Origin of the sequence: Moorena sp. SIO4G3, assembly GCF_010692305.1 — a bacterium.
GTDB lineage: Bacteria > Cyanobacteriota > Cyanobacteriia > Cyanobacteriales > Coleofasciculaceae > Moorena > Moorena producens_A.
Genome location: NZ_JAAHIG010000104.1, coordinates 1 through 25544 on the forward strand (window position 1 = coordinate 1; position 25544 = coordinate 25544).

Here is a 25544-nt window from a genome sequence, read left to right on the forward strand (position 1 = left end):
TATCCTGGATTATTTTCATAATAATGGTTTACAAAATGGAGATTATTTAATTATTGAAGACACAAATAAAGCTTTATGGGAGGCTTGGTCAGATTGGGAAGATCAAGAATTTATTGAACGGATGAAAGGTAAGCTTGATTTACTAAAAAAATGGCTGATGCAGCACAAAAATGAGTACTTAATTGATACTTACTACCAAGATTTGTTTGGTTATAACGGCTCGAAGAATTGGAATTCGATGTTAAAAAGGATGTAAATAACAATGATTAACAAATCTAGAATAAACGAAATAATAAACGATTTGCAAAAAAACAGGTTTAAGTGTAAAGTTTCTATTGATGACTTAGAAGATTAGGTAGTCCTGCATAGTGATGGTGGGTGGGGGCTGAAACCCTCACCATACCGTTACCGATATCATTACAATGCACCACTACCCATTTCCCCTACGAAGGATAAAAACTACTCTTTTCATTGCTTAAAGTCTGTAGTTAAAAGTGGTTATTCAATCCGCAGTCGATGTTCATAAAGTCTTTGGTAATAAGGTAAACAGTAGTCATAGGTCTGCTTCAAGTGTTCATTGTTTTCAACACTAACGTAATTTTTTCTGTCCCTTTCTTTAAATTCCCGACTCGATTGTAAGTAAGTGTGCCAATCTCCTTCCCATGGAAGAGTCCATATTTTAGAGCATATCTTAGGATCCCATTTTAACGCTTGGGGCATAAACGGAATTCCTACAGTATCACAGTAAGCTTTAATCGTGGCCTCTGGTTTTTGTACCAAGTCATCTGAGTCAATGACGGGGGGGACTTGTCCCAGAAAGGCTTTGGTGACTTCAAACAATTGGTAAAGTTCTGCATACCCAGTTTCACTTAAGTGGAAGTCAGGCCAACCGGCAAATAGAGAAGGAAGGCTTTTGGCAGGATGGCGAATAAGGAAAGTGTGGTTAAAGTGGGATAAAAAAGCTTCATCGGCTCGATCGTAAATATATAAAGCCATATCTTTAATAAAGACAGGTTGGCTTTGAGCCTTATTGATTAGGTCTTGGAATAGGGGTTGAAAATTATAAGCTGGATTAATCTCAGCTTTTGCACAGCGATCAGATTTCCTTTCCTCGCTACCGTAATAGTATAGGCTAAAGGGTTCATGAAGAACAATAAAGTCTCCCCTTGCTTGCATCATCATTTTAAAAGCGGTGGATGTTGATCGAAAAGTTGTCCATAATACCAAAATTTTTTTCATCGCTAGATCTCAAGAGTAGATGTTAGAGTCAATGCCTCTGTTACCAAAGGACAGTTTATAAGGAGTACGTCACTTTAGGATCGTTCTGATTCCACCAAACAAAAATATGAGTGTCCAGAACAATCATAAAACTTCTTCATAACTATTCTCTATATCCCAGTCTTCTAGAGGGATAGCTGGCTCTTCAGGATCAGCATAGTATGCGTAGGGTTGCTTGTTTGCCAATGGATTAGAATAATATTCCTTTTTGACTTCACCAATAGTGACAATTTCGGAAAGCTTATTTTGAATAGCTTCATTTAATAGTTCTGAAGCCAGCTCCTCTACAGACATTCGTTTTTTTGCCGCCGCTTTTATCAAAATGTCTTGAGAAGTTTGACTAATTTTTACATTGGTTATAATCATATTCAATCCCTTTCAAACATTCAAACTTAATCTAATACTTGAGAAGAATAAACAGTCTTCTCAATCAAACTCAGGTGCCCACACTTCCAGCACAGGCAATTCCCAACCAGGAAGTAATTCTGGCACTTGCAGCACATCCCTATCCCCCAGCACAACCTTATCTCGATTAAGGCGATAAACCTCCATGGTGCGAGTTCTCGGATCCACTAACACCCCAATTTTAGTTCCCAATTCCAGAAATTGCTGGATCTTCCGGCGTAATTTAGCCAAACTATCAGTTCTAGATTTAACTTCAAACATCAAGTCAGGAAGTGACAGCTCCTACACTGACCTTACAGGTTCAGTGTAGGCTTCCCAGCCAATCCGGCCATCGCTTAGGAGGCGCTGGGCTTTAAGAACGGACTGCCCTTCCGCTCTTTTTTTGATATTGATAGCTGCATTATGGTCTCGATCTAGGCTACATCCACAATGGGGACAATCGTGCCACCTTACGTGCAGTTTTTTCGGAACTTTCTTGCCACAATTGGAACAATTCTGTGAAGTATTCTGGGAACTTACTGGAACCGCCAATAAGCCAGCATTCTCGGCTTTGCTTTTTAGGATTTTCAGAAAGCTTGACCACCCGGCGTCCAACACAGATTTAGCCAATCTGGATAAGACAAGTCCTTTGACATTTAGCTTTTCGTGAGCGACTACATCGTATTTTGATAACAAATAATTAGCTGTCTTAAAATGGAAATCTTTCCTTTTATCAGCTACTTTTTTGTGCTGTAACCCAAGTTGCTTGATAGCTTTGAGTCTGTTACTACCTCCCTTTTTCCGTCGGGATACCCGTTTTTGAATAACTTTTAGCCTTTTTTGCGACTTTCGGTAGTATTGGGGAATCTCTATTGTTTCCCCTTCAGAAGTTGTCAAAAACTCTTTAAGACCAACATCAATGCCAACTATTGAATCAGGGTTAATATCGGGATTAACCTCGGGGACGGTATTATCTTCTAGAGATAATACCAAGTAATAGCCATCACACTTTTTGGTGATCGAAGCGGTCTTGATCTTAAACCCATCAGGAATAGGGCGATGCAGTACAACCTTGACCTTACCTATTTTGGGGAGGTTAATTAGATGACCTTCTAGGCACCCTTCTTTCATTTGAGGGTAAGTAAAGGTACGGTAGCGGTGCCATTTTTTAAACCTAGGTCTTCCGCTTCGCCTGCCGTTACTATCTCCTTTAATAAACCTGTCAAAAGCTAGTTTTACTCTCTTAACTACATCTTGGAGTACCTGAGAGTGAATCTCTTTATACCAAGGATGAGTCTTCTTGAGATTGGGTAAAGTCTTTTTCTGGGAGTAGTAATCTGGATTGTCCCTTAATTCGGGAAGATGGCAGACAAGAGGACAAGCATTGATTGAGCAGCGATTTTGTTCGTACCAATAAAACCGGTCAGCCAACAAGTAATTGTATTGAGCACACAGCATCGATAGCCAGTTATCTATCTTAGTTTGCTGATATTTTGTCGGTTTTAACCGGTACTGATACGCGATTCTCATTTGACATTTACTCTTGTTTATCGACCTAGTAATATTATACTTAACGTCCGGTCATATAGCAATGGATATATACTAATTTAATAATAAACAATTAAAAATTATTATTACCGATTTTGAAAAAAAAATAACTGGAACAAGAAGCCAATCACAGAGGAATGAACTCATCTGAGTTGATTAGGAGTTTGATAGCTCGTTTCCCTGTTTGCGTAGCGGAGGCCGTAGGCCAATCCATGCATATCCTGTCCGCGATTCATCCCACACTCATGGCGTAGCATTGAGATGTGGGGCTTCTCGCGGATGAAGCTAACTCCGCGTAACCTTCTGTAGTGCGAGGTAAGCGTTCGGCTAGGATAAAAGAAGCATCGGGAGCACGGACATCCCCATCTTCGTTAGGTAAACGAAAACCACCACTAGAAGCAGTTACCCTGCCTAGTCTACGAGGTCGTACCCAGTTTGATAACTGGGTAACAATAGCAGCAGCTACTTCATCTGATTCTATACCTGAAGGACTCATAACAATAATTTCTCCACCCACTAGTTCCATCTGATAATCAGGATGTTCAGCTTGCAGTTTTTCTAAGTCTTTTACTGTTAAACTAGGCATTGTTAAAATCTCTTATTTATTTATAGCGATTATTGCATTTATGAGGTACAATTATAAACCTCAAAGTCCCCCTTATTAAGGGGGATTTAGGGGGATCCCTTTTTACCTCATGGAAAATAGAATTGCTATATTTAATCAATCAACAGCAAATCCAGTATATTGGCGTTTATAAGGAGCATGGTAAGCTAAGACAATATCTTCAGGGGGAACACCCCATTCTACTAATTCATTCGCAACGCCAATTTCTGTGCCATCATGTTGTATCCAAATTTTGTCGTTTTTAAGGTCAATTTGGAGAACACAGCCTCTTAAACGCCGATTGCCATGCCAACCCACGTTCATCAGTTGATAGTGATCTCCTTGAACATCAAAGATTTTTTGGACTTCAATATCTCCATATCTAGGCTTATATTGCCCGTATTCATTGATTATTTTTTTGACTAATTCTCTATAGTGTTCTAGTTTTTCCATTGTTTAATAACCTCTTGATTGATCATTTTTTTAAAAATGTAAACATAAGATTGATGGTAAAAGGGAGCAGGGAGCAGGGAGCAGGGAGCAGGGAGCAGGGAGCAGGTAACAGTAGTAAAGAGCTCCGAATAATTTTTGATGTTATGAGAAAGCGATGCAGCGCGGTCTTGGGGGTTCCCCCCATGAGCGACTGCATCAAGACACAGCAATATTATTCATGACCTATTTAGAAATGCTATTCAATTAGTTTTGGTAGTGTTTTAGAAGTCAATTCCATTACTGATTCCTATCGGTTTATCCCCCAAAACTAAACTATAGCGTTTATCGTAGCTATGAGGTACACATTATTTTTTCCCTCTTCCCTCTTACCTCTTACCTCTTACCTCTTACCTCTTACCTCTTACCTGCTCCCTGCTCCCTGCTCCCTACTCCCTGCTCCCTAAAAACCAGAAATTTGTACCTCACAAGTCGTAGAATTGCTATATTAATTTATAGAAGCAGTTGCTTTAATCTTTGGCGAAAGGCTCGTAATGCAGGACTTCTCCCGGTTTCACGGCTTTGAGCTAAAACGTCTGCTACCAGATCCCGAATCGGTAATCTGGGGAAGGTCGGACTGGTGGTAACTTGCCGGTACTCACCTCCTTGCAACAGGTCAATCCTGAGTTTATTTTTTTCATAGCGCCAGAGTTCAGGCACACCTAAGTTGGCATAGACATCCAGTTGAGTCTTGGAGGTAACATCCACTTCAATGGCTAGATCGGGCGGTGGGTCAATAGTGAGATCGACGCGCCGCTTGCCTCGCATTCTAGCGTGGTTTTGGATGTAGAAGCATTGATCCGGTTCAATGCCACTGTCCATATTTTCTCCCTTGAAGGTAGTGGAACCAAAGCACTCGCAGTCGATTTCTAACTCATCAAGCAAAATTTTAACCAAATCACCGAGCAGTTCTTTATCGACTTCCTGTTCTGGGGTAGGCATTCTGATTTCTAAGGTTCCGTGGCTATAGGCAATACGGGCAGAGCGATGTTCCCCTAGTTCTTCCAGAACAGACTCAAATTCAGCCCACTCTAGGTTATGAATCAATAGTCTTTGGCCTGGGGGAACGGTAAGTTGTTGGAGTAGGAGAGTAACAGCCATCGTGAATCTTCTATGATTTCGGATTGTGGATAAACATCAAAAGTTAATCGTAAGCATTCAGCAGTCAGCCGTCAGCCGTCAGCTTTCTGGCACAGGCTTCGACGCTGTGACATAACTCAGCATTATTCGAATGCTGACCTGTTTTCTTGATGCAGTCGCTCATGGGGAGGGGCTGCGTGCGGAACCTGCGTCCGCACCTTGAAAGCCCCGTGGAAACCACGGCAGTCGCTCATGGGGGAGACCCCCAAGACCGCGCTGCCTTCCCAAGACCGCGCTGCATCGCTTATTCAAAAGCTGATAGCTGATAGCTGATAGCTGAATGCTTACAGTTAATTTAATACCAATTGACCAATAGCTTTGAGAGCAGCTAAAACTTGCTCCAGTTCATTTTCCCTGTCAATAGATAAGGCGTAGGAACGACCATAGATGGGAACATCTGCTGGTTGGAGTTTAACAAACACAAACTCTCTCCCATTGACTAAAAAACCAAACCTTGGCTTGTCACTGTTGGAGCCATCCAGCATATAAGCTAGAGCTTGAGGCAGTGCTGCCATCACATCAAACTTGGTACTTTTGGATTCGATCACCAATATCCAAAGTCTCTGTCGCACTACTAAAACATCTATCCTGCCTCTTACAATTACTTGATTGTCTTGAGCAGCAATTTCCACAGAAGTTTCAGTTCTGATCGAAAAGGGGGGTTGAAAGAATCCAGCGAGATCGAGTAACGGTGATAGAACCACCATTTTTACACCCTCTTCTAAGAGAGGGCGGCGATTAACCAAGTTAAAGTAGTTGTTGCGGACTCTTTCTAGACAACGTTTTTCCTCATCCGTTAAAGATGGTAAGTTGTCTTGCCAATCTGGAAAAAATTGACTATCGGTTGTTAGTTGTAGTCCAAAGTGTTCTTGCAGTTCTTCTAGGCTAAGATCTTGAGCTTGAATCGTTTGAACCATAATGAGTCATTGGTTGAATACAGTAAAAAGTAGTAGGGACGTAGGAGGTTAAGTCCATAGGAAATAGAAAAGTAATCCCTTTTGATTCCCAATTTTTCCAAGAGGTCTAGTCTGATTTTAGGCAACTAAGGCATAGCTACCGTTAGTTAGAGTGCTCTTGGAGCCAGTTGAGTAAATCCTCACTGGTATTAAAATCCCAGATTGCTTCTGATAAGCGTTCTAGGTCTTGGGAATTCAAGGCTTCAAGTAATGCGTTCGCGTAGCGTCGGCTTCGCCGAATCGCATTACTTGTTAGTTTTCCAAAGCGGCGCTCAAGCTGTCGCAATAGTAAGCTTCTTTCACCTTCTAATCTGCCCTCTTCTCTGCCCTCTTCTCTGCCCTCTTCTCGTCCTTCTAATCTGCCCTCTTCTCGTCCTTCTTCTCGTCCTTCCCTTTTCGCTAGACTCAATGCACCTCGCCTATCCTCCCAGAACATCTCCTGTTTGCGGATCTTTTCCAATTCTTCTACACTCAAGCCAGCTTGATTTGCTATAGTTAAAGCTTGTTCCAGCTGTGGGATTTCCCTCATCTGATCAGGAATAACTTCTAAGCTGGGAGCATCTTTGATAAAATAGATCCACTTATCTACGACACTTTCTAACTCTTCCAGCTGCTTAGTAAATTTGGGAAGTTCCACAAACACCATCTTGTCTTGATGCAGTCGCTCATGGGGGAAACCCCCAAGACCGCGCTGCATCGCTAACTCATTTTCTTGATAAGGTAAGTGGTCTTCTTCTTCTTGAAAGTAAAAACTGCTAATGACTTTCTCTGTTGAGGGGAACAGCTTAAAATCGGTGATGGTTAAAGCAATGACCGGATTGAGATCGAAATATCCCTGTCCGGATTTAAGTTGATTCCCGTAGGTTTTGCACAAATTATAAACGACTCGCTTCTCGAAAGCTTCCACATTCCAGAGTTGCATTTCAATGATCACAGTCGTTTTATCCTCTAATACTGCCTTAACATCTAGATAAGTGTCTTTTAAATCAACCACATCTCCTGCACTGTAGGGATCTATAATTTCTAAATCCTGGATGACCGAATTCCCAGAGTAAATCATGGCATTGAGGAAGGAAATCAGAATATCTTTACTCTGATCTGATCCAAATATTTTCTTGAAAGCAAAGTCAGTTTTCGGACTGATGAATTTCATGGTTTTACAGGGTTAATTAAACCGTTTAGTTATTAGCTAATGTCTTGACTTTTATAGTCACAGTTTTGGCTGGGAGGGTTTGCAGTATAATCAGTTATATAGCGAGCGGTGTTCAAAAAAGTGATGGACAAATTTTGGCGTTCCATAAATACGGGATGATTTTAATAGTTTTGTGCCATGGGCATCTTGGTGGAACGGGCATCTTGGTGGAACGGGCATCTTGGTGGAACGGGCATCTTGGTGGAACGGGCATCTTGCCCGTTTCAATTTCCGGGCGGGCAGTATGCCCCTTCATGCGGGGGTTTCCCCCATGAGCGACTGCATCAAGACAATGCCGTATCCCCAAGAGAGATCCGGTGGATTGCTGAAAAGCTGGAATTGATGATCGTGATTTTTTTGGCATCATGGAAGTAGCTCCTATTTAGGTGGGAGGAAAACCGCGCTGGAGATGATTAACGGCCATGACCAGCGCGGTTATTAGTTTCAGTCGTCACCTTCTATAGTATAGATAACTCCTCGAAAAAATGCAAGGGTTAATAAAAATATTTTACATTTATTTATAATTAGTTTTAATAACCATTTTTAGAATCAATTATGTGTAATTAATTTCCCTAATTTTGTTATTAACTGAGCTACAAATTATTGGTTTTTAGGGAGCAGGAATCCCCTCTGAACCCAGGGCTGTTTCTTGCGTCGGACTCAAATGTAATTGGTGGGGAGGTGGAGAGATAGGGAGATAGGGAGATAGGGAGATAGGGAGATAGGGAGATAGGGAGATAGGGAGATAGGGAGATAGGGAGATAGGGAGATAGGGACGCACCCGTTCCCTGTTCCCTGTTCCCTAAAAAACCATAAATATCTACTTAACAAAGTCGCAAACGGGTGCATCTCACTTTTGCTATTTGACGCGGTGGTGCGTTACGGGCAACAACCTAACACTTGCTATGGCTTACGTCTTGGCGAGCCCGTCCCTAACACACCCTACGCCACTTTTTTACATATATGAGATGCACCCGTCGCAAACCGCTATAGAACAAATCTAACCAACAGCAAATCCATCATATTGACGCATAAATGGGGCATGATACCCTAGGACAATATCTTGTTTCGGTATCCCTAATTCAAGTAACTCATTCGCCACCCCAAACTCGGTGCCATCATGTTGAATCCAGATTTTTCCATCAATAATATCAATGTGGATCAAAGGTCCGAAAACACGACGATAATTTTGCCATCCTGCATGAAATACTTGGTAGTGATCTTGCTCAGGATCGAAGAATTTATAGACTTTGATATCTTCATTGGCTAGCTTAACCAGACTATGCTTTTCCAAGGTTTCTTGAATCAGACGACGATACTGAATTAACTTATCCACTTCAAAATTACCTCCTGATTTGGCTCATATACCAATAGGTTTATTTTAGATTCTTGAATCGTTTGCTTTGCGAAAGGACGACGAAAAAATTCTTCGTAAGTATAGGTAGGAACGGCTAGATAAAGTTTACGTTCCGGTTGTTGCGCTTTTAAGGCAATTCGATAGCTTAAACATTGTCCCACTGCTAAGTAAAATTCATAAATTGTAGAAGAACCGATAAAACTTTTCACCTCAACAGCAATTTTTTCAAGACCTTGCTCCGCTGCAATTAGTTTCTCTCCTGCCAGATCTATTTGAACACGAGCGTTATCAAAATCCAGGTAGAGTGGATCGTGAGTGATAATCCATCCATCCTTAATTAGTCCTGCTTTGACAGCTTCATGAAAATAATCCTTAGCAGACATATGATATGCTTTTCCTGAATTTTAGCAATAGTTCACGTTATTTCTTCTAGACTCTTAAAAGAAGCTATCCAACGACATCAGGCTTTTTTAAGTGGTAACTGCTCACTGCAATAGAGAAGTCTTGTTGAAAAACAGTGAAATCAGAGCAATTTTGAAGAGAGTTGTGAGTAGGACTAATACTGCAAGAGCTCAGAAACAGGGAATTATTTGTTCGCGTATTAAATACGCGAACACTAAAGAACTTCAAAACCCATTCACTTAGAACTTTTCACACCAATAAGTTCGGTCTTTTCCCCGTGCTTGATAGCGCCAGAAACCACATCCAGGAGCGCGACAACTCCCGTGACTTCAATTTGTTGAATTTGTAAAGATGTAGTAAGTCGAGCAGAACTAATGAGGTCTGCTCTATGTTCTTGGTCTTCAGTTTTTTCAGTGTGGGGTCGGGATTTGATTCTAGGAAATCTTTAATCCAGGAGGACTTCGACCAGCTAAGGATAATAGTTCACATAAAGCCAATATCAGGTTATTCCCCTGCAACCGCATCGTCTCCAAAAAACTAAACATCTGGGCTACTAACTGCGCTCCCCAATCACTTCTAGCCCCACCACTGACTTTTCGATGAACCACAATAGGCCGCAAAGCTCTTTCGGCATCATTGTTATCCGGTTTAACTTCTGGGTAACTCACAAACGTGAACCACTCGTGCCAATGTCGCTCTAGTCGATTAGCCAAGCGTTGTGCGTCTGATGGCCATCCCTTCTGGGGTGGATTGTTCAAAATGTTTCGGAGTAATTCTTCGAGCACAGAGCGTTTACTAGCTAATTGGCAGCGATTCAATAACCCATTGTGATAATTCCGATGCTCTGCACGAGCCATCTCTAACACTTCCTCTACATCAGAAGCAAATTGCCGATTATCAGAAAAACGGCTACTTTTGAGGGCTTCCAAGTCTCGTTGCAAATGGGCTAGACACTTCTGTTTCGCTGAAGCTGTCACTGGACTATAGGCACTAAAACAGTCACTACTAAGAATTCCGTCAAAGTCCTCTCCTAATAGCAGTTTGGCTTCAGCGGAACTTCGGGTAGGCGCTAACATTAACACACAGATTGTCTCGGAAGTCGCTACCCACAACCAATATTTGATGCCATCGATGCAGTAAGTAGTTTCATCAACACACCTAACTCCTGGTTGTTGGATGTAGCTTAACCATTGTTGATAGAGCGGTTCCAAGCTCTCTTGAAACCAGCGTTGCATTTTGGCTAAACTCCCCTGAGAAATCGGAACACCTAAAACATATTCCACAAAATACTCTTGTTTACGCCATGTTAGGTTGCCTCCATATCCTAACCAACCTACTACGCTACAGAGTTTACCTCCATAACTAAACCCCTCTTTGATTCCTAATGGCATTGGACTGTAACCTGACCATCCACAATTAGGGCATTGATACAAGGGGCGACGATATTCCTTGATTTCTACTGGTTGCTCTACTATATCTGCTACTTGTTGGATTTTGATCGGAGCTTGTTCTACCTGCTGTGTTGGACTCTCACAGAGCGGACAATTTTCTAGCTCCAGAGAAATTATTTGGTCAGGTTCGCCAAATCCATTACGAGTTTTACCCGGATGATTGTACTTCGGACCGCGTTTTTTGCCTTTTTTCCTTTTGCTTTTGTCACTAGGCTTTTTGAGTAAGTCCGATGAAGGGGGAACAGAACTGTTTTGGGAGGAGCGGTTTTTGAGCTTATCTCGCTCTTCCTTCAATTGTTCAATTTCTTGCTGCTGTGCCTTGAGCTGTTGTTGTTGCTCCTCAATCAGGCGCTGTTGAAGGGATAGCTGTTGTTGCAACTTAACTAGCCACTCAACCAGCATCACATTTAGCGTCAGCTCTCCATCAGCGACGCTCATAACTGGCTGGGAATTAAGGGTAGTAGTTGAAGTCATAACTGTTAATATACACCCAAATGCTCAATTTTACCTCTCAGCTTGTCAATAGAGCATCTTTATTGCACTGAGCAGTTACTTTAAGTGAAAAAGATTTAACTTCTCAGTAAGACTCATAACCGAAAGGGTTTTGACTGGGGCAGAAATGCCCAATTGTGAGGTTGGTAAGCTCAAGGCTTAGCCGTGGGATGATCTGATATCATGTCCAGTTGAATACTTACACTCTAGTCGAATCGAAGGCAGAGGGCACCCACCCCTAACCCATCCCAAGAGGGGAATGGCAGAAGGCAGAAGTAAAGAAGTAAGGTTTCAAGAAAGAAGGTGTTTTATCACTAATTATCCGGACATAATATCACTCTTATAGTCGATAGTGGTCACACAAAATAGCTTTAGATGAATGCCGCTGGCTAACGTTTTCCTACAAAGCCAGGTTAAAAATATGCTGTGCGGATAACTTAAACTGGGGAAAAGTCGGGGAAACAATGGGAGTATTTCCCGTAAAGGGCATCATCTGATATTCGCCGTCAACTAAATGACAAACAAAAAATGTGGGTTGCTTGGGGTTGCCGATAAACTTTCTCGCCCCCAATGCGGCATAATCGATAATCCAATATTCTTCGATCCCCATCTCTTCATAATCTCTTAGGTGCGCTTTCCGTTGGCGAATTAAATTCGCCACGGGTCGCACCTTAAGTTTATTGTAGTAATCGTCACGCCAATTAGTTGAAACAACTTCGACGATTAATTTTACGGAATCAGGATTTTGAATAATTGATTCGCTTTCCCAGCGAGATTCTGCCCCCATAACGTCTTGGTTCAAAACAATAATGTCTGGTTCATAACCTGAGTTTTCCCGTTTTGGTTTAACAATTGACTCTCTAGGAATAGTCCAAATGCCTCCTTTGCCTATCTGCCTGATAACTATCAATAGTTGCTCGATCAGGGAACCAGTTAGATTTGAATGTTTCCCCTTTGGCTTGGGCATTTCGATAATTACTCCATCATATAGTTCGTAACGGACTGCTGAGTTTTCGGGATACCAGCTGATAAATTCATCAAAGCTGTATAATTTTGCTTCGGCTTTGGCTTGAGTCATAGATCGTTCTTCTTGAAGCTGAAATTTATGGTGACAAAATGACACCATTCTGTTATATAGTGTTTATGGCATTTACCAGGTACGCTGATCAACCTCAAAGTCCCCCTTTTTAAGGGGGATTTAGGGGGATCCCTTGGTACCTCATGGGATAGCGATGCAGCGCGGTCTTGGGGGTTTCCCCCATGAGCGACTGCATCAAGACAGAGAATTGCTATAGTTAAAGAAATTGAGGAATAAATTCAGATGGCAAGTACCACTCCTAATGATACTCGTGTGACAGCTAGGCTTCCTGCATCGGTCAAAGATACTTTACAAAAGGCTGGGGATTTAACCGGGGCAACCTTAAATCAATTTATGGTTCAGGCTGCCCTTAAAGAAGCCCAAAAAGTGATTAATAAAGATTTAACATCTGGCTTATTATGAGCGATACGGGTTTGAAGGAACCAAAGAGCATCCCTTATTGGTGTTTTTGCCTTTATCTAGTTTAGGTAGTGCGTGAGAAGCCAGGAAAATAAATAGAATCGATTAAATCTCAAAAATAGAACTTTCCAGAAGATCAATAACTGCTGAAACAGCAGTTTGCACCGCTCCTTGAACTGAAGCATGATTAATTGCCAAGTGTTCCCCTGCAAAGAAAACACGAGGATTATCTACTGGATAAGCTTGACCGAGTAATGGTTGATAGTTCTCCCGATCCCCTGGAGCAAAATAGGCATAAGAACCAGAACCAGACTGATTATCTTCATCCCAAATACTATGAATAATCTCATCAGTATAGTCTTTAATATCAGGATGCAGTTGGGAAACTTCGTCGAAGGTTAAATCGGTTTTAGCTGTTTCCTCTAAAGTCCTAAATTTTCTGGAATTATCTTCCCAGCGATAAGCAGCAGTTAATACTGATGGCTGATAAGAAATATCCTTATCTTTAGCAATAAACTGAGGTTGAGAAAGGGTTGTTGAGTCTAATTGAGCATTATCAGAAGGATACCAACACTTTTCGAAATTTAAATCCGTAAAGCTACCACCCCCATAGACATGATCGGCAAATTCCCAAGGACGAGCCGTACAGTGTAATAGGGTTTTGCTGGCACTGCAATACCCCAAATTGTTAATCGCTTCCCGTTGTTGGCTAGGTAAACTAGGCTCAAAATTAATCTGAGCCAGAGCAGTAGCAGGAATAGTACAGATAATATAGTCAAATTCGGCGATTTGTTGCTTATCCAGCTTATTCCAGACCAGCCGAACCCCTCTATCGGTCATTTCTATCGTTGTTACTCTGGCTTCAGTCTGGATTATGCCTGATATGCTTTTAACCAAAGCCTTAATTAACGTTTCCAGTCCTCCGATTAGCTCATATTGTTCTACTCGATGCCAAGCAAAGAAGTCAATTAAACCATTTAACAGAGAGACTTTGTCGTAATGAATTGCTCCAGTAGCATGACCCAGTAACTCAAAAGCATCGGGAGAAAGATGACTGCGAAAATAGTCGGTAACCGTTAGGGTATCCCATTTTCTAACTTGATCACTGGTGAAAGTGGGTGCAAATAACTCCCATTTCTCTTTTTCAGTCAAAGAATCGATTAATTCTTCCAATAACTGGTCGTAAAGTTCCCCTGGGTCTTGTTGCTCATCAGGGGTTAACTTGTAAACACCAAACAACTCTTGGTAACTATCTAAACGAGTTTTCTTACCCCGTAGATAATAAAAAGCGGCGGGATTGTAATTAATAAAAGGTCTTTTTGGTAAATTAAACTTATCTATATAGTGTAATGTGCAGCCATGACTAGTAGGAATTCGCATTGCGCCTAATTCCCCATAAGTGCCATCACTAAAATAATGAGTCTTAATTCTTCCTCCGAGGCGAGAATCAGCCTCTAATACAGTAACTTGATGGTTGAGTTGACTGAGTTCGTAAGCACTAACAAGTCCAGCAATTCCTCCACCGATAATCCCAATTCGTTTGCGAGTACCACCTTGATCGTAGGGACTAAGGGAACCAGGATGACGATACAGGCGCTCAAAGGAAAAAGGTCGCTCTAACTCTTGTGTATGGCGGTAAGGGTTAAACATCGAGGGTTATTCTAAATTAGCTCTTAAACTCACATCTTGCACCATTCTCAATAAGCTTGGTTCATGTAGGGTGGGCAGTGCACCAGACAGATAATGAAGCTTGCAAAGCGCGTTGGTAGGCACTGCCCACCCTAGGATTAGCGATGCAGCGCCTTCATGCGGGGGTTTCCCCCATGAGCGACTGCATCAAGACAATGACAATGGTGCAAGATCTCAGTTAGACTCATTTTCCCTCACAAATGCGTTCGCGTAGCGTGGCCTACGGCCAATCGCGTAGCGTGACCTACGGTCAATCGCTTTTAGCGTGGCCGTAGGCCAATCGCGTAGCGGCTCTTTGAGAGCATCACATTTTTTGGGTGTAAGACATAGATCAAAGCGCACCTAAGCTGTTTTAGTAAACTTTTGCCTCTTGCCTCTTGCCTCTTGCCTTCGGCGTAGCCCTATAACTCCCCAGACTTGGCTTTAAAACCGGACGTGACACGATCACCATCACCGGCTCCTCCGTGCATGGTTTATGTTGCCGCCAGCTCTTTAAAAACCTTTAACAACCAATAGGTTTAACAACTGATAACTGAAATAGTTCTTATTTAATTCTTAATCCTTAATCCTTAATTCTTCGTTCATCCTTTTTTTGACTTCGATGGGATTTTAGGTGAGCGTGAACCCCCCTTACCATTGTCTTTCTTACCATTATCTTTCTTACCATTGTCTTTCTTGCCAGAGTTTTGGGGTTTGACAGAACCATTGAGTTGCTGACGTCCGTTGCGAATTACTCTAAGCATGTCACTGAGGTGCTGCTCAATATTGTAGAGCACTCCGTCAGCGTAGGCATCTGCCCCATTTTGAATTTCCTCACACTCAGCTAGGGTCATTTGGCGCATTTGCTCCAGTTCCTGCTGGGCTTTGCGGCGCATCTGCTCAAGCTCCGATACCGTTTGCTTGTGCATCGCCTCACACTCTTTTTGAACTTGTTGGCTGATTTGTTGGGCTTCGTGTTCTGCTTGCTGAATAATACCTAGTTCATCTAAGATCATTTCAGCACGCCGCTGAGCTGTCTCAATGATTTCTTGAGCGTACTGTTCAGCTTGCTGGATAATTGCATCGTGTTCTTCAATTATTCTAGTAGCTTGTTGAAAAGCCAAGGGCAAATTTTCCCGCACCAAGTCGAGTTGAGCCAGCAACAGTTCTTCATCAATCAGGGTGCGCCTGGTAAAAGGGATGTGGGGGCTATCGAAGATTATGTCCTCGATATAGTTAAATTGCCCCTGAATATCTATGTCTCCTGATCCAGGATTAAAGGATTCAGTCTGGTTTGGGGGTTTGTTTGGCTCGGGTGGGTCGTACCGGGATGATTCTTGGCGTAACATCGGTATATATCTAAGGCAACCTGTTGGGGGACAAGATGATCGACGGAGCCGCCAAATTTGGCAATCTCTTTGACTACGCTACTACTCAAGAAACTATATTCGTTAGAGGTGGCGAGAAAAACCGTTTCGATTTCATCCCAGAGGGTATGATTGGTATGAGCCATCTGGAGTTCCTTCTCAAAGTCAGAAAGCACCCTTAACCCTCGCAACAGTACTTGAGCTTTCTTCAGTTTGGCATATTCCACAGTTAAACCGGTGAAACTGTCCACTTCTACATTAGGTAAGTGTTGGGTGCAAAGTTTAATCTGCTCGACTCGCTCAAGCACTGTGAACAAGGGAGATTTAGTGGGATTGCGCAGCACCGTCACAATCACCTTATCAAAGAGTCTACAGCCACGCTGGATGATGTCAAGGTGTCCTAGGGTAATGGGATCGAAGCTACCTGGATAGATTGCAATCACGACGCAAGTATTACCAATGGGTTCAAGGAGTGATTATATAGCTTGTTTCACGGCGATGACATACTGAACTATTAGTAAACAATGAGTTTCTTAACTCATTGGTGATTAGTTTTTTTTGATATAGTATAGAGCATTTTAATTGCAGCCCCACACTGTCCCACCTCCGTCCCCCCGTCCATGCCATCTGTTAACACATTTATATCTTTTAACCCATCCGTTGCGCCATCTGCCTATTGCCCATGCTACGCTGATCAGCAATGTGTTCACTACGCACACTCTGTGTGACGACCCGGTTAACCTCAACCGATGAAACGCCTATGGTACACATCAAGCGAGTGGAACTCTCGCGGTTCAAATCCTTCGGCGGCACTACAAAAATACCGCTACTGGAAGGATTTACCGTAATTTCTGGGCCAAACGGGTCAGGCAAATCCAACATCCTTGATGCTCTTCTATTTTGTCTTGGTATCGCCAGTTCCAAAGGAATGCGAGCTGAACGCCTTCCTGATTTAGTTAACCACAATAAAGAACATCGAGGCACTGTCGAAGCCAGTGTCACAGTTACCTTTGACTTATCTGACTTCAATAACTATGACGAGTTACAGGTTACAGAGTTGGAGGAACCGTTACAGGCTAGCAAGTTAGACGAACCGTTACAGGTTAGCAAGTTACAGGTTGTTCGCGTTCGCGCAGCGTCGGCTTTGCCGAAAGCGTGGCCAAAAGGCCAAGGTTCAGAAAATAACCTTCAACCCAATAACCTTCAACCAGATAACCTTCAACCAGATAACCTTCAACCCAATAACCTTCAACCCAATAACCTTCAACCCAATAACCTTCAACCTAATAACCTTCAACCCAATAACCTTCAACCCAATAACCTTCAACCCAATAACCTTGGCCAAAAGGCCACGCTACGCGAACAACCGTCAACCCCTGACCAACCGTCAACCCCTGACCAACCGTCAACCCCTGACCAACCTTCAACTCCTGACCAACCTGCAACTGATCTAGAATGGAGTGTGACCCGACGGCTGCGAGTCACTAAACAAGGTAATTACAGTTCCCAGTACTACATCAATGGTGAACCTTCTACTGTTACTGTACTTCATGAACAACTTAATCGCCTGCGGGTTTACCCAGAAGGTTATAATGTTGTTCAGCAAGGAGACGTTACTAGCATTATTTCAATGAAATCCCGAGAAAGGCGGGAGATTATTGACGAATTAGCGGGAGTTGCTGCTTTTGACCGCAAAATTACCCAAACGAAACAAACCCTCGCCACTGTCAAAGAGCGAGAAGAACGTTGCCGAATTATTGAACAAGAACTGACGGCTCAACGCGATCGCTTAGCTGCTGACCGTGCTAAAGCTGAGAAATATCAAAAACTCCGTGCTGAACTCCAACAAAAGCAACAGTGGGAAATTGTTCTAAAATGGCGATTGCTCCAGAAGCAAGTATCCCAAGTCCAACAGCAAATTGATGCTGCTAATACAAAAAAAGCCCAGCTTATTGCTCAGATTACTAGCATTGAGGAACAAATTAACCAAACTACCACTGAACTTGACCAACTCAATGCTCGGGTCAAAGCCTTAGGAGAAGAAGAACAAATTGCGATCGCATCCACCCTTGCCACTCAACAAGCTGAACAACGTCAACTACAAACCCGACAGCAGGAACTAACTGATAACCTACAAAATGCCGCTGTTAATCTCCAAGGTACACAAGAGACAATTCAACAAGTCGAGCAAACCCTGGAACAGTTGATCGCAGAAAAAAAGGATCTAGAGACCTTGTCTAAAACCTCCTTACAAGTGGCACGGGATGAGGCTCAAGCTGCTCTCAACCAAAGCCGAGAACAAGCCAATGCGATCGCAGCCGCTAGTGATGCCTGGGTACAACAACAAACCACCCTCACCAAGGAGATCGACACCCTACTCAAAACCATCAACCCCCAACGCACGGAGCAAGCTCAACTCCAAGAGCGTCAGAATCAGCTAAATCGGCAAATCCAAGACCAAACCCAGCAACTGCAAACCTTAGAACCAGAAATCGCCACCAAGCAAACCCAAGCTGTGGCATTAGAAACTCAATTAACCACTTATTCCCAACAAGTCCAGTCCCTCGCCCAATCCTTAGGGAATACCGAACAACAACTACAACTCCAACAACAAACCCAAACTCGCCTACTCGGGGAACAACGGCAAAAACAACGGCAACTCGATAAACTAGAAGCCCAAGCCCAAGCTCAACAAGAAGCCCAAGGGACTTATGCTACTAAAGTTATCCTAGAAAGTAGTATAATGGGAGTCTGTGGATTAGTCGCCCAATTGGGTAGAGTGGAACCCCGCTATCAGCTAGCCCTAGAAATTGCCGCTGGCGCACGCCTCGGTAATTTAGTGGTAGAAGATGATAGTGTAGCAGCGGCTGGGATCGAACTCCTCAAACAAAAACGCGCTGGCAGAGCCACCTTCTTACCTCTGACCAAAATCCAGCCCAGGCCATTTACCGAAACGGTTGTGCTACGGTATGCTAAGGGCTTTGTTGACTACGCCATTAGGCTAATTGATTGCGACCCCCGTTACCAAAAAGTCTTTGCCTACGTGTTTGGGTCTACAGTAGTCTTTGAAACTCTCAATGATGCCCGTACCTACTTGGGCAAACACCGCATTGTTACCCTAGATGGGGAAATCTTGGAAATAAGCGGTGCCATGACTGGTGGTAGCACCAGTCACCGTTCGGGATTGCACTTTGGTACCAGTGACACCATGGAGTCCTCTGAAATCCGTACCTTGCGAACCCGGTTAGGGGAAATTGAACAGATTCTAAACCATTGCGAGGGATTGATTACTACCGAATCTGCCTCGGTCAAACAAATTACCCAGGAATTGACAGAAACTAGGGCAAAACACTCGGAAACCAAATTACGTTTGGAACAGTTAAAAAGGGAGATTGAGCAATCTCAGACCAATCAAGCCCAAATGCGTACGCTTCTGGCTAAAAACAACCAAGAACTCTCCGCCGCTACTCAACGGCTAGAGACCATAGCGATAGAGTTACCCCAACAAGAATCCAAACTTGCCGACTTACGGCAACAACTGGCTCAACTGGAGGAGTCTCAAACTCATAACGAGTGGCAACAGATTCAGAACATCATTAAAACCCAAGAAGCTCAGTTGCGCGAGTGTGAACAAGCCTTGAGAAATACCGAGAAACAGCTACAACAGAAGGAGAATCAGCAACAGCGCCTGAGGGATCAACTGACCGAAGGCCACCGCAAAATAGCAGACTATCAAACCCAAATCGAATCTTGGCAACAGCAGCAATCAGCAATTAACACTCAGTTAGAAACACTCACCAAGCAAATTACCGAAACGACCGTTGCCTTAAGGCAGTTAGAGGAAAAATTAGGGCAAGAGAAACAAAAACGCGATCGCACCGAGCAACACCTACAAAAACTGCGCCAACAACACCAAGAAACCTCTTGGCAACAGCAAAAACTTCAAGAAACCCAGTCTGCTAGAGTAGAAAAACTTGCTAGTCTCCAAACTCAACTCCAAGACCAAGCTGCTGAATTACCAGACCCAATACCAGAAATACCTCCAATTGTCAAAAAAAATTCCCCCTCTAGTGATAAAAAAAGCTCAGAGGGAATTGCCCTTGACTCCCTAGCTGCTCAACTAGAACAACTACAAAAGGAACTGCGCAACGGACAGAAACGTCTACAGGCTATGGAACCCGTGAATATGCTGGCCTTAGAAGAATATGACCGAACTCAAGCTCGCCTCCAAGAACTGTCTGAGAAACTCGAAACCATAGCTGGTGAACGTACTGAACTGTTGTTAAGGATAGAAAACTTTACCACCTTGAGATACCGTGCTTTCAAAGAAGCCTTTGATGCCGTCAATGAAAATTTCCAAGCCATCTTTGCTGAACTGTCCGATGGGGATGGTTATTTACAACTCGATGATCCAGAGGACCCCTTTAGCGGTGGACTAAACCTGGTGGCACACCCCAAAGGTAAACCGGTGCGGCGGCTAGCATCTATGTCAGGAGGAGAAAAATCCCTCACAGCCCTTAGCTTTATCTTTGCCCTACAACGCTACCGTCCCTCGCCATTTTATGCTTTTGATGAAGTCGATATGTTTTTGGACGGGGCAAATGTCCAGCGATTAGCTAAAATGATCAAACAACAGGCTAAACTTGCGCAATTTATTGTAGTGAGCTTACGCCGTCCTATGATTGAGTCTGCTCAACGCACCATTGGTGTTACCCAAGCCAGGGGAGCATACACTCAAGTATTGGGTTTAAAACTATCACCCAAAAGTACGGTTAACTAGATAAAATCCCATTGATCAAATCCAGTATTATTGTAAGCATTAAGCCCAAGGCTGATCAGCTATAAGCTATTCATGATTGATTTTGGAGAGAACCGACCCACGAACCCCTCGTCCGAAGGGGGTTATGTAGGAAAAAAAACCGATGTTCAGAGGTTATATATAACCTCTGTAGTCTGTTGATTAACCTCAGGGTGGCATTACCTTAGCTGAAAGCTGATAGCTGAATGCTCACGTAATTAATGCTCACGTATTATTTATTTTTAATCCATCAGGAGTATAGCTCAGGAAAAGCGAGATATAATGACAACGGAACAAATTCGTCCACGCTCCGATATCTTAAATACTCAGGTAATTACCCGTGACAATGGCAAACGCCTCGGAGTCGTCAAGGAGCTCTTGGTAGATATAGACAGACGCCAGGTTGTGGCACTGGGTCTGCGAGACAACCTCCTGGCAGTAGCCGGTATGCCAAAGTACATGCTCCTGAGCAGCATTCGACAATTTGGTGATGTCATCCTGGTAGATGATCAAGACGTTATCGAAGATATTGATGTCGATGCCTATAGTACCCTGATTAACAGCGAAGTGATCACCGAAACCGGTGAACTCTTAGGTCGGGTTAGAGGCTTCAAGTTCAATGTAGAAGATGGCACCGTTTCCGCCCTAATCATTGCATCGATAGGGTTGCCCCAAATACCCGACCAGGTTATTAGTACTTATGAGCTACCCATTGATGAAATTGTCAGCAGTGGTCCAGACCGATTAATTGTATTTGAGGAAGCTCAAGAGCATCTGGTCCAGTTAACCGTCGGGGTATTAGAACGTATGGGGGTTGGCAGACCCCCTTGGGAAAAGGACACAGAAGACCCCTACTATACTCCAACGGCTAGACCAGAAAATCAACTGGGAACCGGGATTCCAATACGTACTCCGATCTCTCAGACAGTAGAGAATGCCAACCGAGCTCAAGATGCCTGGGATGACGATTGGCAAGAGCCAGAACTAGAGCCGATCAGACGAGAAGCACCAGTCCCGAAGAAGTATGTCGAAGCCAGATTAGAAGAAGATAACTGGAGCGATGAACGGGAAGATTCCCCTCAACCAGTGCGCTACGAGCAGCCAGTCTATAGCTCACCTGAGCCTTCTTATGGTAAAACTAACACCCAGGACTATGACAAGTACGAAGTCGAGGGTGATGCCTGGGATGATGACCGCTCCCCAGAGCCTTACAAAGCACCGCGAGTCAACATTCCTGAGAAAAAGAAAGCTCCAGAATACGAAGAAGAGGCTGGTTACTAATACATGATAACTGTTGACAGTTGTTTGTTGACAGTTGTTTGTTGACAGTTGTTTGTTGACAGTTGTTTGTTGACAGTTGTTTGTTGAGGGTTAGGGAACAGATATAGCCTTGATCATAGTTATGAGGTACAGTCAATTTTCCCAACCCCTACTCCCTACTCCCTACTCCCTACTCCCTACTCCCTACTTATTTCTTGGTTAACACAAACAAACTCCCCTGATTCCCCCGTCCAATGCGCAGGTCATTGTCAAGATAAGTGATCTCTAACCAACCCTGTTGGTTGTCCCTATTGATGGGAAAGTCAATAGCTGGGAACTTTTTGCCAGCTTCTATTTGCTCAATGAAATCATTGGCAGAGCTATAGCTCAGCAAGCTTTGTAGACCAATGATAGACCTCTCGAACCTAACATTAACCCGGCATTGAGATACTGGCTCGAAACTAGCACAAACACTGACAACACCTTCGAGATAGGGAATACCAGATAATTCAGCTATGTTGTAAATTTTAGTATCTGAGGTACGAACACATTGGTAGATTTGACCCAGTTGTACCAAGGGAAATCCGTCAAGATTCAAAAGTTCTTGACTCGTAGTATATAGCAGACGCCAGTTACCATCTAGCAAGTCTGGTGCCTCAAGGGGTCGAGGGGTGGGGTTTCTCCCTTCCAGTTGGGTAACTGCTGCGAGTATTGCTGTTTTATCGGTTTTGCTTGCTAATAGACCACGATTCTTTCCTGCGATCGCTTCTAAGAGTTCCGCCTTGCCAATCATAAAATTTCCTCTAGCTGACTGCTAGACTCAAAGTTAAAGGTTTTCACCTCGTCCATATTAGCTGAAGACGCCTATGTACAATCCTGCTCTACGTGAACTACATCGTGATCAACTCGCTGAGGTCATTCCCCTTAAGCAAGAAACTTCCCTTTTAGATTGGTTAGAGTCTAATAATCGCCTGATCCCACGGGAGATTGTAGAGGAAGAAAATCCCCTAGGTGATGACGTAGAAATCTCTGAACTGATGGGGGTAGAGGACAATAGCTACGAGGAGGAGGAAGAAAGTTTGAATTAACACTAACTAGTTTTACCAAATAGTCTAGTTTTAGCGAATAATTTTAGCCGAATTGGAACCGAATGGTAATCAGAAATGATTCACAATGTAACCGTTGCTGAATCATTTCTGAAATTCTGTTTTATAAATCAAATTATAGCAAAAAACCACACCGTTTTGAGCAACTAATTAATTCATTAGCCATGAATTTACTGAGCCGATGTTTACTATTATTGGTAACTCTACTTTAATGGCATCTATCCTTTCATTGATGTCTCTAGTGGTCCAAGCCTACTACTGATTTCGATGCCACCTGGGGAAAAGAGTTTCTCAGTCCCGAACAATTTATCAAAATATTATATAATAACATAAATTCCAAAAGTAATAAATTTTCAGTCATGCTATATAAGTAATTCAGCTCTTAGATTGCTATTATGAGTCGGGGAGACTACTGGTTAGAACGTAATGAGAACTACTTAGCCAAGGCACTGGATTGGCTGCGTCTGCGTTTACAACAGCTGGCTGGAAAGGAAGTCATAGATACAGACATAGAGCAGGCTTATGGGGCAATGGAAACCGTTGCAGCCATAGAGCCATACCCGGCTTTGGTGAATTTAAGTCGGCGGTTTGGACTTTCCCCTTTTGAACAAGGGGTGTTGCTGTTGTGTGCGGGGATAGAACTCGATACCCGCATTGCTGGTTTATGTGCTTTGGCTCAAAACGATGGACAATGTCCCTATGCCACCTTTGCTTTAGCGCTTTCCCTGTTTGACGACCCGATATGGGATGTAGTTTCTCCGGTACGTCCCCTGCGTAAATGGCGATTGATTGAAATTAACCAGGTCGGAAATCAACCTTTAATTACTAGTGCCTTGCGAGCAGATGAGCGAATTGTCAATTACCTCAAAGGCTTAAATTACTTAGATGACCGACTGGCAACCTTAGTAATGACCGTGGAACCCCCCACAGGTAACCTACCTCCTTCTCAGGAAACTATTGTTAAAAAAATTATCAACAACCTCAAACAAGCAAGCTCTGCACCCCATTTACCCATCATTCAGTTATTGGGTACAGATAGTCCGAGTAAGGAGCTAATTGCTGGTCATACCGCTAGCGCTCTGGGAAAGCAACTGTATCGCTTACCCTCTGGGTTACTACCGACCCCAGCGGCAGAATTGGAAACTTTCTTGCGATTGTGGGAGAGGCAAAGTATTCTGATGCCAGTGGTGCTTTACCTCGATGCCCAGGAACAGGAAAACTCCGCAACTACTGGTTCCGCTTCACCACTCCACCGCTTTTTATCACGGTACCACGGTTTGTTGTTCCTCGATACCCAGGAAGCGCGATCGCAGTTAACTAGAGCCAGTGTCACCGTTGATATTACCAAACCTACCCCCCCAGAACAACAAGCAGCTTGGAGCAACTTTCTTGGTGATGCTGGCTTAACAGAAAGTCCCTCCCTTTTAGCGAGTCAGTTTAATCTTAACCTATCAACTATTGAGCAGAATGCCCGGTTAGCACTGGATGAAAAGGTAACAGATAGGGTCGAATTCCATACTTGTCTTTGGCATGCTTGTTTAGTTAGCACTCGTCCGCAATTGGATAACCTGGCGACTCGGATCGATACCAAAGCGACTTGGGATGATCTAGTTTTACCTACAGAAGAAATGGGCTTACTGCATCAAATTGCTGACCAAGTTAACCAACGTCGCCAAGTCTATGAAAATTGGGGATTTGAACGACGGATGAATCGGGGCATGGGTATCAGTGCCTTGTTTGCTGGGGAAAGTGGTACTGGAAAAACGATGGCAGCGGAAGTAATTGCTAATAATTTACAACTAAATCTTTACCGCATTGATCTGTCAGCAGTGGTAAGTAAATATATCGGCGAAACAGAGAAAAACCTGCGACGTGTATTTGATGCTGCGGAAGATGGTGGTGCAATTTTATTTTTCGATGAAGCAGATGCTCTATTTGGGAAACGTAGTGAGGTAAAAGACAGTCATGACCGCTATGCCAATATAGAAATTAATTATCTATTACAGCGGATAGAGTCCTATCGGGGATTGGCAATTTTGGCAACCAATAGGAAGAGTGCTCTAGATCAAGCATTTCTAAGGCGACTGCGGTTTATCATTAACTTTCCTTTCCCTGGTCCGTTGTACCGTAAGCTGATGTGGCAGAAAGTTTTTCCAGAGGAAACACCTTTAGAAGAATTAGATTATGACCGTTTGGGGCGATTTAATTTTAGCGGTGGTAGTATTAATAATATTGCTCTCAATGCAGCTTTTTTGGCAGCCAAGGCAGGTACCCCAGTAACCATGGAATTGGTATTGACAGCCGCACAGACCGAGTTTCGCAAGTTAGACATACTAATTAATCCACGGGATTTTAGGTTATAGGCAGAAGTGGGGAATCGGGAATCGGGAATCGGGAATCGTAACCCACCCCTAACCCCTCCCAGGAGCAGGGCTAATTCATTGTGATGAGAGAAAATTAGGGGGGCCAGAAACTCGCGTAAACTATCAAAGTGACCTCAATATGGAACTCTGATAACATACCGATGAAGATCAATCAATTATGCTGTCAGTCG

General features: G+C 43.3%; 27 protein-coding genes and 1 pseudogene. 8 read left to right on the forward strand and 20 right to left on the reverse strand.

Features of this window, described 5'->3' with window-relative positions; genetic code table 11:
- Nucleotides 1–256: pseudogene (locus F6J99_RS19285) on the forward strand (cephalosporin hydroxylase); the annotation flags it as partial.
- A gap of 242 nt (nt 257–498) precedes the next feature.
- Here F6J99_RS19285 and F6J99_RS19290 read toward each other — a convergent pair.
- The 8 genes from F6J99_RS19290 to F6J99_RS19325 form a co-directional block, all read right to left on the reverse strand.
- A complete protein-coding gene (locus F6J99_RS19290; protein WP_293114388.1) occupies nt 499–1239 on the reverse strand; it encodes a sulfotransferase family protein in 741 nt (246 codons plus the stop codon).
- A 123-nt stretch (nt 1240–1362) separates the two neighbouring features.
- Nucleotides 1363–1644 carry a hypothetical protein gene (locus F6J99_RS19295; RefSeq protein ID WP_293114390.1) on the reverse strand — a complete coding sequence of 94 codons (282 nt, stop codon included), beginning with the start codon at nt 1642–1644 and terminating at the stop codon, nt 1363–1365.
- Nucleotides 1645–1704: 60 nt separating this feature from the next.
- The gene (locus F6J99_RS19300; RefSeq protein ID WP_293114392.1) at nt 1705–1944 is read right to left on the reverse strand and encodes a Uma2 family endonuclease; all 240 of its coding nucleotides are present in this window, start codon (nt 1942–1944) and stop codon (nt 1705–1707) included.
- Nucleotides 1945–1965: 21 nt separating this feature from the next.
- A complete protein-coding gene (locus F6J99_RS19305; protein WP_293114394.1) occupies nt 1966–3192 on the reverse strand; it encodes a transposase in 1227 nt (408 codons plus the stop codon).
- A gap of 250 nt (nt 3193–3442) precedes the next feature.
- On the reverse strand, nt 3443–3796 hold the full coding sequence (locus F6J99_RS19310) for a Uma2 family endonuclease (protein ID WP_293114396.1): 354 nt from the start codon (nt 3794–3796) through the stop codon (nt 3443–3445).
- A 135-nt stretch (nt 3797–3931) separates the two neighbouring features.
- Nucleotides 3932–4267: a XisI protein gene (locus F6J99_RS19315; RefSeq protein WP_293114398.1), complete on the reverse strand. Its 336-nt coding sequence runs from the start codon at nt 4265–4267 to the stop codon at nt 3932–3934.
- 22 nt (nt 4268–4289) lie between these two features.
- Nucleotides 4290–4451 (reverse strand): hypothetical protein, encoded by a 162-nt coding sequence (locus F6J99_RS19320; protein ID WP_293114400.1) that lies wholly within the window; start codon nt 4449–4451, stop codon nt 4290–4292.
- Between the two features lie 305 nt (nt 4452–4756).
- Nucleotides 4757–5404 carry a Uma2 family endonuclease gene (locus F6J99_RS19325; protein WP_293114402.1) on the reverse strand — a complete coding sequence of 216 codons (648 nt, stop codon included), beginning with the start codon at nt 5402–5404 and terminating at the stop codon, nt 4757–4759.
- 161 nt (nt 5405–5565) lie between these two features.
- Here F6J99_RS19325 and F6J99_RS19330 point away from each other — a divergent pair, with 161 nt between their 5' ends.
- The gene (locus tag F6J99_RS19330; protein WP_293114404.1) at nt 5566–5709 is read left to right on the forward strand and encodes a hypothetical protein; all 144 of its coding nucleotides are present in this window, start codon (nt 5566–5568) and stop codon (nt 5707–5709) included.
- 24 nt (nt 5710–5733) lie between these two features.
- On the opposite strand, the gene F6J99_RS19335 is transcribed toward F6J99_RS19330, so the two are convergent.
- Nucleotides 5734–6360 (reverse strand): type I restriction endonuclease, encoded by a 627-nt coding sequence (locus tag F6J99_RS19335; protein WP_293114406.1) that lies wholly within the window; start codon nt 6358–6360, stop codon nt 5734–5736.
- 142 nt (nt 6361–6502) lie between these two features.
- A complete protein-coding gene (locus F6J99_RS19340) occupies nt 6503–7552 on the reverse strand; it encodes an Rpn family recombination-promoting nuclease/putative transposase (protein ID WP_293114408.1) in 1050 nt (349 codons plus the stop codon).
- Nucleotides 7553–7729: 177 nt separating this feature from the next.
- Between F6J99_RS19340 and F6J99_RS19345 the strand changes: the two genes are divergently transcribed.
- Nucleotides 7730–7966 carry a hypothetical protein gene (locus F6J99_RS19345; protein WP_293114410.1) on the forward strand — a complete coding sequence of 79 codons (237 nt, stop codon included), beginning with the start codon at nt 7730–7732 and terminating at the stop codon, nt 7964–7966.
- 235 nt (nt 7967–8201) lie between these two features.
- On the opposite strand, the gene F6J99_RS19350 is transcribed toward F6J99_RS19345, so the two are convergent.
- The 5 genes from F6J99_RS19350 to F6J99_RS19370 all read right to left on the reverse strand — a co-directional run bounded on the left by F6J99_RS19350 (nt 8202) and on the right by F6J99_RS19370 (nt 12371).
- On the reverse strand, nt 8202–8372 hold the full coding sequence (locus tag F6J99_RS19350) for a hypothetical protein (protein WP_293114412.1): 171 nt from the start codon (nt 8370–8372) through the stop codon (nt 8202–8204).
- Between the two features lie 219 nt (nt 8373–8591).
- Nucleotides 8592–8927, reverse strand: a complete 336-nt coding sequence (locus tag F6J99_RS19355) for a XisI protein (RefSeq protein WP_293114414.1) — start codon at nt 8925–8927, stop codon at nt 8592–8594.
- On the reverse strand, nt 8915–9331 hold the full coding sequence (locus F6J99_RS19360) for a XisH family protein (RefSeq protein ID WP_293114416.1): 417 nt from the start codon (nt 9329–9331) through the stop codon (nt 8915–8917). The genes F6J99_RS19355 and F6J99_RS19360 overlap by 13 nt, the downstream gene beginning before the upstream one ends.
- Nucleotides 9332–9784: 453 nt before the next feature.
- Nucleotides 9785–11275, reverse strand: coding sequence for an IS66 family transposase (locus F6J99_RS19365; protein WP_293114418.1), 1491 nt, complete (start codon nt 11273–11275; stop codon nt 9785–9787).
- 418 nt (nt 11276–11693) lie between these two features.
- Nucleotides 11694–12371, reverse strand: a complete 678-nt coding sequence (locus tag F6J99_RS19370) for a Uma2 family endonuclease (protein WP_293114420.1) — start codon at nt 12369–12371, stop codon at nt 11694–11696.
- A 243-nt stretch (nt 12372–12614) separates the two neighbouring features.
- On the opposite strand from F6J99_RS19370, the gene F6J99_RS19375 reads away from it, so the two are divergent.
- Entirely contained in the window at nt 12615–12794 is a 180-nt protein-coding gene (locus tag F6J99_RS19375) for a YlcI/YnfO family protein (RefSeq protein WP_293114422.1), read from the forward strand.
- Nucleotides 12795–12896: 102 nt separating this feature from the next.
- On the opposite strand, the gene F6J99_RS19380 is transcribed toward F6J99_RS19375, so the two are convergent.
- The 4 genes from F6J99_RS19380 to coaD all read right to left on the reverse strand — a co-directional run bounded on the left by F6J99_RS19380 (nt 12897) and on the right by coaD (nt 16269).
- Nucleotides 12897–14441: an NAD(P)/FAD-dependent oxidoreductase gene (locus tag F6J99_RS19380; RefSeq protein WP_293114424.1), complete on the reverse strand. Its 1545-nt coding sequence runs from the start codon at nt 14439–14441 to the stop codon at nt 12897–12899.
- Between the two features lie 213 nt (nt 14442–14654).
- Nucleotides 14655–14822 carry a hypothetical protein gene (locus tag F6J99_RS19385; RefSeq protein ID WP_293114426.1) on the reverse strand — a complete coding sequence of 56 codons (168 nt, stop codon included), beginning with the start codon at nt 14820–14822 and terminating at the stop codon, nt 14655–14657.
- A gap of 239 nt (nt 14823–15061) precedes the next feature.
- Nucleotides 15062–15808, reverse strand: a complete 747-nt coding sequence (locus tag F6J99_RS19390; protein ID WP_293114428.1) for an ATP synthase F0 subunit B — start codon at nt 15806–15808, stop codon at nt 15062–15064.
- On the reverse strand, nt 15715–16269 hold the full coding sequence (gene coaD, locus F6J99_RS19395; RefSeq protein WP_070395045.1) for a pantetheine-phosphate adenylyltransferase: 555 nt from the start codon (nt 16267–16269) through the stop codon (nt 15715–15717). The genes F6J99_RS19390 and coaD overlap by 94 nt, the downstream gene beginning before the upstream one ends.
- Nucleotides 16270–16586: 317 nt before the next feature.
- On the opposite strand from coaD, the gene smc reads away from it, so the two are divergent.
- Together smc and F6J99_RS19405 are read left to right on the forward strand one after the other, a co-directional pair.
- Nucleotides 16587–20606, forward strand: coding sequence for a chromosome segregation protein SMC (smc, locus tag F6J99_RS19400; protein ID WP_293114430.1), 4020 nt, complete (start codon nt 16587–16589; stop codon nt 20604–20606).
- Nucleotides 20607–20906: 300 nt separating this feature from the next.
- Nucleotides 20907–21905, forward strand: coding sequence for a PRC-barrel domain-containing protein (locus F6J99_RS19405; RefSeq protein ID WP_293114432.1), 999 nt, complete (start codon nt 20907–20909; stop codon nt 21903–21905).
- Between the two features lie 187 nt (nt 21906–22092).
- On the opposite strand, the gene F6J99_RS19410 is transcribed toward F6J99_RS19405, so the two are convergent.
- Entirely contained in the window at nt 22093–22677 is a 585-nt protein-coding gene (locus tag F6J99_RS19410) for a PAP/fibrillin family protein (RefSeq protein ID WP_293114434.1), read from the reverse strand.
- A 73-nt stretch (nt 22678–22750) separates the two neighbouring features.
- Between F6J99_RS19410 and F6J99_RS19415 the strand changes: the two genes are divergently transcribed.
- Both F6J99_RS19415 and F6J99_RS19420 read left to right on the forward strand, forming a co-directional pair.
- Entirely contained in the window at nt 22751–22972 is a 222-nt protein-coding gene (locus F6J99_RS19415; RefSeq protein ID WP_070395041.1) for a DUF3134 domain-containing protein, read from the forward strand.
- A 413-nt stretch (nt 22973–23385) separates the two neighbouring features.
- Nucleotides 23386–25353 (forward strand): ATP-binding protein, encoded by a 1968-nt coding sequence (locus F6J99_RS19420; protein ID WP_293114436.1) that lies wholly within the window; start codon nt 23386–23388, stop codon nt 25351–25353.
- The last annotated feature ends 191 nt before the right edge of the window (nt 25354–25544 follow it).

Excerpts from the sequence above, each read along its gene's own strand:
- F6J99_RS19290 (WP_293114388.1), bottom strand. The coding sequence starts at position 1,239 with ATGAAAAAAATTTTGGTATTATGGACAACTTTTCGATCAACATCCACC.
- F6J99_RS19295 (WP_293114390.1), bottom strand. The coding sequence starts at position 1,644 with ATGATTATAACCAATGTAAAAATTAGTCAAACTTCTCAAGACATTTTG.
- F6J99_RS19300 (WP_293114392.1), bottom strand. The coding sequence starts at position 1,944 with ATGTTTGAAGTTAAATCTAGAACTGATAGTTTGGCTAAATTACGCCGG.
- F6J99_RS19305 (WP_293114394.1), bottom strand. The coding sequence starts at position 3,192 with ATGAGAATCGCGTATCAGTACCGGTTAAAACCGACAAAATATCAGCAA.
- F6J99_RS19310 (WP_293114396.1), bottom strand. The coding sequence starts at position 3,796 with ATGCCTAGTTTAACAGTAAAAGACTTAGAAAAACTGCAAGCTGAACAT.
- F6J99_RS19315 (WP_293114398.1), bottom strand. The coding sequence starts at position 4,267 with ATGGAAAAACTAGAACACTATAGAGAATTAGTCAAAAAAATAATCAAT.
- F6J99_RS19320 (WP_293114400.1), bottom strand. The coding sequence starts at position 4,451 with ATGGGGGGAACCCCCAAGACCGCGCTGCATCGCTTTCTCATAACATCA.
- F6J99_RS19325 (WP_293114402.1), bottom strand. The coding sequence starts at position 5,404 with ATGGCTGTTACTCTCCTACTCCAACAACTTACCGTTCCCCCAGGCCAA.
- F6J99_RS19330 (WP_293114404.1), top strand. The coding sequence starts at position 5,566 with ATGGGGAGGGGCTGCGTGCGGAACCTGCGTCCGCACCTTGAAAGCCCC.
- F6J99_RS19335 (WP_293114406.1), bottom strand. The coding sequence starts at position 6,360 with ATGGTTCAAACGATTCAAGCTCAAGATCTTAGCCTAGAAGAACTGCAA.
- F6J99_RS19340 (WP_293114408.1), bottom strand. The coding sequence starts at position 7,552 with ATGAAATTCATCAGTCCGAAAACTGACTTTGCTTTCAAGAAAATATTT.
- F6J99_RS19345 (WP_293114410.1), top strand. The coding sequence starts at position 7,730 with ATGGGCATCTTGGTGGAACGGGCATCTTGGTGGAACGGGCATCTTGGT.
- F6J99_RS19360 (WP_293114416.1), bottom strand. The coding sequence starts at position 9,331 with ATGTCTGCTAAGGATTATTTTCATGAAGCTGTCAAAGCAGGACTAATT.
- F6J99_RS19365 (WP_293114418.1), bottom strand. The coding sequence starts at position 11,275 with ATGACTTCAACTACTACCCTTAATTCCCAGCCAGTTATGAGCGTCGCT.
- F6J99_RS19370 (WP_293114420.1), bottom strand. The coding sequence starts at position 12,371 with ATGACTCAAGCCAAAGCCGAAGCAAAATTATACAGCTTTGATGAATTT.
- F6J99_RS19375 (WP_293114422.1), top strand. The coding sequence starts at position 12,615 with ATGGCAAGTACCACTCCTAATGATACTCGTGTGACAGCTAGGCTTCCT.
- F6J99_RS19380 (WP_293114424.1), bottom strand. The coding sequence starts at position 14,441 with ATGTTTAACCCTTACCGCCATACACAAGAGTTAGAGCGACCTTTTTCC.
- F6J99_RS19390 (WP_293114428.1), bottom strand. The coding sequence starts at position 15,808 with ATGTTACGCCAAGAATCATCCCGGTACGACCCACCCGAGCCAAACAAA.
- smc (WP_293114430.1), top strand. The coding sequence starts at position 16,587 with ATGGTACACATCAAGCGAGTGGAACTCTCGCGGTTCAAATCCTTCGGC.
- F6J99_RS19405 (WP_293114432.1), top strand. The coding sequence starts at position 20,907 with ATGACAACGGAACAAATTCGTCCACGCTCCGATATCTTAAATACTCAG.
- F6J99_RS19410 (WP_293114434.1), bottom strand. The coding sequence starts at position 22,677 with ATGATTGGCAAGGCGGAACTCTTAGAAGCGATCGCAGGAAAGAATCGT.
- F6J99_RS19415 (WP_070395041.1), top strand. The coding sequence starts at position 22,751 with ATGTACAATCCTGCTCTACGTGAACTACATCGTGATCAACTCGCTGAG.
- F6J99_RS19420 (WP_293114436.1), top strand. The coding sequence starts at position 23,386 with ATGAGTCGGGGAGACTACTGGTTAGAACGTAATGAGAACTACTTAGCC.